The organism is Agrobacterium bohemicum, assembly GCF_002896715.1.
In the GTDB taxonomy this organism is placed as follows: domain Bacteria; phylum Pseudomonadota; class Alphaproteobacteria; order Rhizobiales; family Rhizobiaceae; genus Agrobacterium; species Agrobacterium bohemicum.
On record NZ_PGEL01000025.1, the window covers coordinates 337792 to 344460 of the forward strand.

General features: G+C 51.4%; 5 protein-coding genes. All 5 read left to right on the forward strand.

Features of this window, described 5'->3' with window-relative positions; all coding sequences use genetic code 11:
- The first annotated feature begins 19 nt into the window (after positions 1-19).
- The 5 genes from tssI (at position 20) to CUC55_RS23655 (ending at position 6613) form a co-directional block, all read left to right on the forward strand.
- Complete coding sequence (gene tssI / locus CUC55_RS13635; RefSeq protein ID WP_103088198.1) at positions 20-2107, forward strand: type VI secretion system tip protein TssI/VgrG; 2088 nt, start codon at positions 20-22, stop codon at positions 2105-2107.
- A gap of 1371 nt (positions 2108-3478) precedes the next feature.
- A complete protein-coding gene (locus CUC55_RS13650) occupies positions 3479-3868 on the forward strand; it encodes a PAAR domain-containing protein (protein ID WP_067648229.1) in 390 nt (129 codons plus the stop codon).
- A 1412-nt stretch (positions 3869-5280) separates the two neighbouring features.
- Complete coding sequence (locus tag CUC55_RS13660; RefSeq protein ID WP_425352839.1) at positions 5281-5664, forward strand: NucA/NucB deoxyribonuclease domain-containing protein; 384 nt, start codon at positions 5281-5283, stop codon at positions 5662-5664.
- Positions 5665-5666: 2 nt separating this feature from the next.
- Positions 5667-6155, forward strand: a complete 489-nt coding sequence (comJ, locus tag CUC55_RS13665; RefSeq protein ID WP_103088203.1) for a competence protein ComJ — start codon at positions 5667-5669, stop codon at positions 6153-6155.
- Between the two features lie 272 nt (positions 6156-6427).
- The gene (locus CUC55_RS23655; protein WP_082760232.1) at positions 6428-6613 is read left to right on the forward strand and encodes a helix-turn-helix domain-containing protein; all 186 of its coding nucleotides are present in this window, start codon (positions 6428-6430) and stop codon (positions 6611-6613) included.
- Positions 6614-6669: the final 56 nt, after the last annotated feature.

Sequence of the window (6669 nt, forward strand, 5' to 3'; positions counted from 1 at the left end):
TGCAGAGCGGAGATAGCCCATGACCGACCAGCCATCGTCGTCTGATTTCATCCAGGCCAGCCGTGTTCTAAAGGTAAAGTCGCCACTGGGCGAAGACCAGTTGCTGCCGGAACGGATGGTCATCAACGAAGGTGTGTCGCAGCTGTTCGAGATACAGCTGAATGTCCGCGCTAAGAAGGAATCGGTGAAGCCGGAGGAACTGATCGGGCGTCTGATCGATGTCTCGGTGGAGGTGAACCAAGGCGATGGCGAGGATGGAAGCGGTGTCCGCCGTCCCTTCAACGGGCTTGTCACGGACCTGCATGAAGGGCCACCCATCACCCGTGGCCTACGCTCTTACGCCATGACCATCCGCCCGCAGATGTGGCTGCTGTCCCGCCGTTCCGATTGCCGCATCTGGATGGACAAGACATCGGTGGAGATCGCCGAAACGCTTTTTTCCGAACACGGCATTCCAGCCCCGGATACATCGGGAATCATCAAGACTCCGCCTGCGCAGCACTACAGCGTGCAGTTTAACGAACGGGACCTTGATTATCTTCGGCGTCGTTTTGAAGAGGATGGATTGTTCTACTGGTTCAGCCATGAGGACGGCTCTCACAAGCTGCATGTGGCCGATACCGCCAATGGATGGCTTGGACCATCGCCTTCCGCTCAGGGCGAAGGCAAAGTGAGATTGGCACAGGGTTCCTCAGACCGCAACCACATCAATGACTGGGCCCGTCGCTTTTCCTATGTGCCCGGCCAGCGCGCGGGTGCCGACTGGAATTTCGAGACACCCGGCATGGTGCCGGGCAATATGACGCCATCACTGGTCCAGATGCCGGACGCGACCAAGCGCGAGCTTTACGAATACCCGGCGCGCATCAAGACGGTGGAAGAAGCAGAGCGGGCCCAGAAACTCCGGGCACAGTCCATCGAGGCCGACCATGACCGGGTCTTCGGCGGATCGACATCCCGCATTCTGGAAGCCGGCCGTCGCTTCACGCCCTATGAGGTGGCTCATCCCGAACACGAATATGAAGAGCATGTGATCATCAAGGCAAGCCACACCATTGTGGATCGCTCCTATGAGACCAACAGCAACGAACCCGAATACCGCAATACCTTCGAGGCCATCCCTGCGAGAGTGCCGCTCACCCCACACCGCACCACAAAGCGCCCGAAGATCGAAGGCACGCAGGTCGCCATCGTCGCCGGTCCCGAAGGCGAAGAAATCCACCCGGATCAATATGGCCGCATCAAGCTATGGTTCCCGTGGGACCGCAAGGCTAAGAAAGATGGGACGGATACGTGCTGGGTGCGGGTCGCCCAAAACTGGGCAGGCTCCACTTGGGGCGGTCAGATCATCCCTCGCATTGGCATGGAAGTGATGGTCGCGTTTGTGGATGGTGACCCGGACCGACCGTTGGTGACTGGGGTAGTGCCAAATGCGAGGCAGAAAGTGCCTTACGAGCTTCCAGCTAATAAAACGCGAAGCGTCTTTAGGACCAACACGCACAAAGGGAACGGCTATAATGAGCTACGATTTGAAGACNAAACAAATGACGAGGAAATTTTTATCCATGCAGAAAAGAACTTCTCTTCAGTTACCAAAAATAACCACGTTTCTTATGTGCTGGGCGGTTTAAGTTCAATAGTAAGAAGAAATGCAAACTATAATTACCAGAATTCAAAAACTGAAACAGTGAGGGGAACGTTTACAGAAAGTATTGGATACGACNAAAATGAATCGCCATATTTGCCANTTTCATGGGCTCATCTTCAGCTAGATAGCGAGCCAAATTTTGACAATTCGACTGCGAGCAAACTTTCATATGTGCGCGGATCTTATATTCAGCACGCCGGAAGCAATATCCAGNTTTCGTCGGCCAATGATATTGGCTTTGTCTCTGAGAGACGATTTAAGTCGAAGAGTGTAAATTTTGATGTCCACGCTTCNAAAAAAATGTCCATCACCTCGGAGCAATTTACGATTATCGATAGCTTGGGGGATATTCGCATTGGTAATGAAAAATGTAAAATCATATTGAGNAAAAATGGAAGTATAGAAATAAGGGCGGACGGTAATATAACAATAAACGGAAGTNAAATAGAACTAAATTGAGGGGGTGTGAAAGTTGGATGTGAACGANTTTCTCTCATTTGATGGGGATGAACTGATCGATGGGTACAGTNAAAACACCGTATCATATCGTCCCCTCGATTTGTCNAAAGCTAACGAAAAGGCTCTAAAAGCAATTTACGATTTGTTTGTAAATTACTTTTCTAACAATGGGGTCGGTTTCAAGAAATCAGCATTCTACGGTTATGATATGCACGGCGTACTAGGTGCTTGGCATTATTGTTACGCGATTAATTTTATTGNAAAGTATGATCCAGAGCAAGCTGCAGCTTGTGACGAAGTGAATAAGAANTTTTTTTGGCAACCACCTTTAATTCATTATGACGTGGTCAAAGAATATTTTAAAGCGCCTTTTGAAGAGGGTGAAAACCCAGCTTTATGGAGTTATGGCCTTCTAAAAGAAAGTATGCGTCGTAACGGAGAGAAGCCCAAAGCTTTGGCTGGCATGTCTTTAGATGATTTGATCAAGGCGGCTGATGCTATAAGTGAACTAANGGGATATGTCCAATTAGGTAATAGGACCACTAGTTACGCATCTACTGCTGCCGGTATTCTTGCGATCTTAGCAGCGAAAAAGGCGTTAGGAGTTGCAGGTGTAATATGGGGACAGACAGATAACTTATTGGGGATAATAGAAAAAGCCTTAGAAGAAGAAATTTTGCATCGAATTGACGCTAAACCAAATGACGACCTTGATGTAGTCTATTTTAGATCAAGAGCGCAAATGTTGGGACTGAAAAGCTTGAAACTTGAGTTAGGTGCGCGATGAGGCGATTTTGTAAATTCATTTGGTGTAATGCAATTAGAATATGCTGCATCNTTTTTATAATATATATTGCGGTGGCGGCAATTGATTTCGTAGTCACTATGTGGCGTGTGCATCAATGTCCTGCAACCGAGGACTTGAGTGCGCTCCCTCCTGCTTATATAAAGGTTCTAGATTTAGCAAAGAGTGATAATCCATCCGACATAGCTGCTGCCGCTGGGTTGCTATATGAAGACAAACTTGTGTCTGATGCCGACACTGAGTTGGGTTTTCGTAATTTGTGCTTAGCGGAAGATCTCAGACGAGTTGCTGCTAAGTTGGGAGACGAAAATTCTCGGCAATGGCTTATCAAATTTTATGGACAGAAGAATTTCCCTATTGTCGGGAAACAATCATACTTCAACCCTTGTGAAGCCGCCGCGTGGAGAACTTACAAATCTAACGAGAAGTTACCTGAGAAGGGATTTACTCTAACTAGGTATTTTTACAATAACTCCTGTGACATACCCAATATGTGGGATGGATCACAGAGGATTGTTTTTGAAGCTGCACTAAATTGTATAAATAAAAACAGAGCTTAGTGATCAATGCCCCAAGCACACCGCCGCGCTGACATAGGCTCCGGCCATTCCTGCCACTTCCCGCCAACTCTGGCCACCGGTGGAAGCCCCAACGTGTTCGTCAACAATAAACCGTTGATGCGCGTCGGTGACGCCTATGTGCCGCATGGCTGTCCGGTGTGCCCTGAACCTGTCCATGGCCGGAAGCTGGCTGCTGGCTCATCCACCGTCTTCATCAACGGCAAGCCAGCCGGTCGCATCGGCGATGCTATTGATTGCGGCGGGCAGGCGCAGACGGGTTCGGGCAATGTCTTCATTGGTGATGAGGGTGGTTCCGGCTCGGGTGCGGGTGGCGGGGGTGGGACGGAATGTCAGAAGAGCATGTCGTCTCAGTCGATGCCGATGGTGCGAGGATAGTTTTGTATGACACCTGATGCCGTTGATGAGACCCAGCTGTCTTCAGTCGCTCAGGCTTTGCTGAAAAGCGTTTCAGAACTTGTCTCCGATCCCGACCAGCGCGTTTATGTCGTCATGGATGGTTCGCAGTTTGATGATCTTCCCAAGCTGTTTAAAGCGGCCAATGTCTTTCACAGACCGCTCTATCGTTACGCAGGCGGTGACTATGCGATTATCGTCGGAGGACCATGGCTGATCGACCCGTATCAGGCCGCGCTGCCCGCAACGACTGACCAGAGGATGGTCGATGAAGGCGCAGACGACATTTCTGATGAAGAGCTCGAGGCCCATTCTGCCGCTCTCTCTGCGCAAATGGTTGCGTCTTTGGAGGCGGGTGATCCGACTGGCGGCGGAATGTTGCCTGTAGATGCGGGTCATGCCCCGGCTTTGGTCATCGAGCGGCTTCGGCACGTCGTCAAGCTAACCGATGGAAAGCCTGCTGCTGTTTTCTGGTCGGGTGCAAGCTCCTTGAGTTCCGAGCATCTCTATAAACATCTGCGAGGGCTTAACCGCATATCCGTGCCGAAGGTATGGAAGGATAACCAGCCTACACATGAGGGGCCACGCGTCCGGAACGAGGAAGAGTTCACCGCCGCAGGTGAGGATGCGCCGTTAGAAGATTTGACCAATGGTGGGCAAGAGATGGTTATCTTCAGACATGCGGACGCGAATGTCATGATGCAGACAATCCCGGCTCTGGATGAGGTTCAACTGGCGCGTCTGTTCGGCCCGGCGACACAGCTTATTTTCGCGCCCGATTTGGTCTGGGGCGGAGGCGTCAAAAGGGCGCGTCACGCGGCGAACATAAAGCCTCCTCTTGGCGCACTCCAGTTTGATCCTGCAGCGATGCAGGTCATGAGTGCCGCCAGGCTGGAAGTCTCCCGGCAGCGGGTCATGGCCTACCTGAGAGAAGCTGACCCTGAGAACAATAAACTTTCCGATGCAGATCTGCGCAAGAAGACATTGTTTTATGAGCTGGATGGCAAGGAAATGGGGCTGCGGTCAGAGGGAGCGCATGCACGCTGGGCATTTTTGATGTCATCGACTGATGGTCAGATAGGCCAGGAGCAGGATATCAGAAAAGCCGTGNAAACTTCGGCCGATCCGGATCAAACTCTGGCCGAAATCATGGATGGCATGGTGAGAATTGGCCAATCTGAAATTCAAGGCAAACGTATCTCGGGGAGCAGTTGATGGCTCTTCCTCTCGCTATACCGGTGGCCATTGGATTGGGTCGTCTTGCCATGCTCGGCTATCGTGCATATCAGGGCTACAGAACTGTTCGCACAGCTCAGGCAGTCACGGCAACTGCTGAGGCTGCTCTTGCGGCTGAACGCGCAAGAAAAGCGGCGCAATTGGCTCAGGCTGCCGCGATGGCTCAACAACTTGCCCAAACGAAGGCGCGAGAGGAGCCATGTGACGACTGNCCCTGCCACGGAATCGTTATCATATCGAGAGGCAAATATCCTGAGTCCGCGCAGCACATAGTGGATGCTCAGGCATCAGGAAAGCCGGCAACCTTGACAATAGACCGACCGAATGCTGCCATGCGCAGGGCAGCGGCAACGGGTGCGTTTCCCCGAGAGACTGGGAAGCAACCTGATGAATACCCTCCCGCAATGTTTCTGGAAGGCGGGGCTGGCGCAAGTGTGAGAAATGTGACCGCGGGTGACAATATGGGGGCAGGCGCTTCGATGGGCAACCAGCTTCGGAAGTATCGTGATGGCTGCAAAGCTACAATTACTGTTGGACCTTGAACATGGCAGAAATTTTTCCACTTTTTGTAAGCTACCAGCAACTGGCAGNTTTCAATCATAGTCTCGACAATCCTTTTAATGATTGGAAACCGCGTCACGTTTCCCAAGGGTTTTCCTGGCGCGCTGAAAGCGTCTCTTTCAGAGTGCCGGAAGGTGAGAACTACATTGTGGAGGTGCTCCAGGATTCGGAGGTATCGGCTTTGATTGGTGAGCCGTCACGCATCATCCTGACGCCGTTTCTGCGGATCAGAGACAATTCCGTTACTGTCGGCTCTATCACTGAAGAAAACAGCATTCTGATTGACGAGGCGGCGAAATATCAATTGTCTTTTGAATTGCTGCGTCGCGGAGTTTACGAGGAGAAAGAATTCGAACACGGCATTCGGCTAAGGTTCGTGAAAGAGGAGAATCCTATCTTTGAAATCCGCAAAGCAGATGACGAAATGGATGCGTCATCTGAATTGGAGTTGGTGGCTCAGCCAGCGGAATAGTGAACAGCGCCGAGAGCGACCGCACGGATTGCTACCGCCTGCCCACCATCGCGGTGATGGCGTAATACCCGTGTTTAAGGACGTCATTAGCGATGTGTCTTATACGCCCCCCTCTCTGCCTTCGACTCTTTGGCCTTCCCAAACGGCGATGAATTTGGATCTCTGGTGCGAACGGTAGGTATGCGATCAGGCATTTCGTTACGTGAAGATTTTGATGGAGATCATCTCCGGCGGCTTGCCCGGCAAACCAAGGATGCAGCCAGGTACAACGCCTGTTAGCGCTCGGGTTGATCTACGATGAAGGTTCGCGTTCAGATGCCGCCCGTCTTGGCAATGTCGCGCTCCAGATCATCAGGGATTGGGTCATGCGCTTTAACGAGCGCGGTCCCGAAGGCCTGATCAATGGCAAGACTCCCGGCCGACAATCGCGGTTGAACGGTAATCCCCCCGCAAACTAACCGGGTTTAAAAGTAGAATTTTCTCACAATGATTTTGGAGAAGATTCGGATGAAGA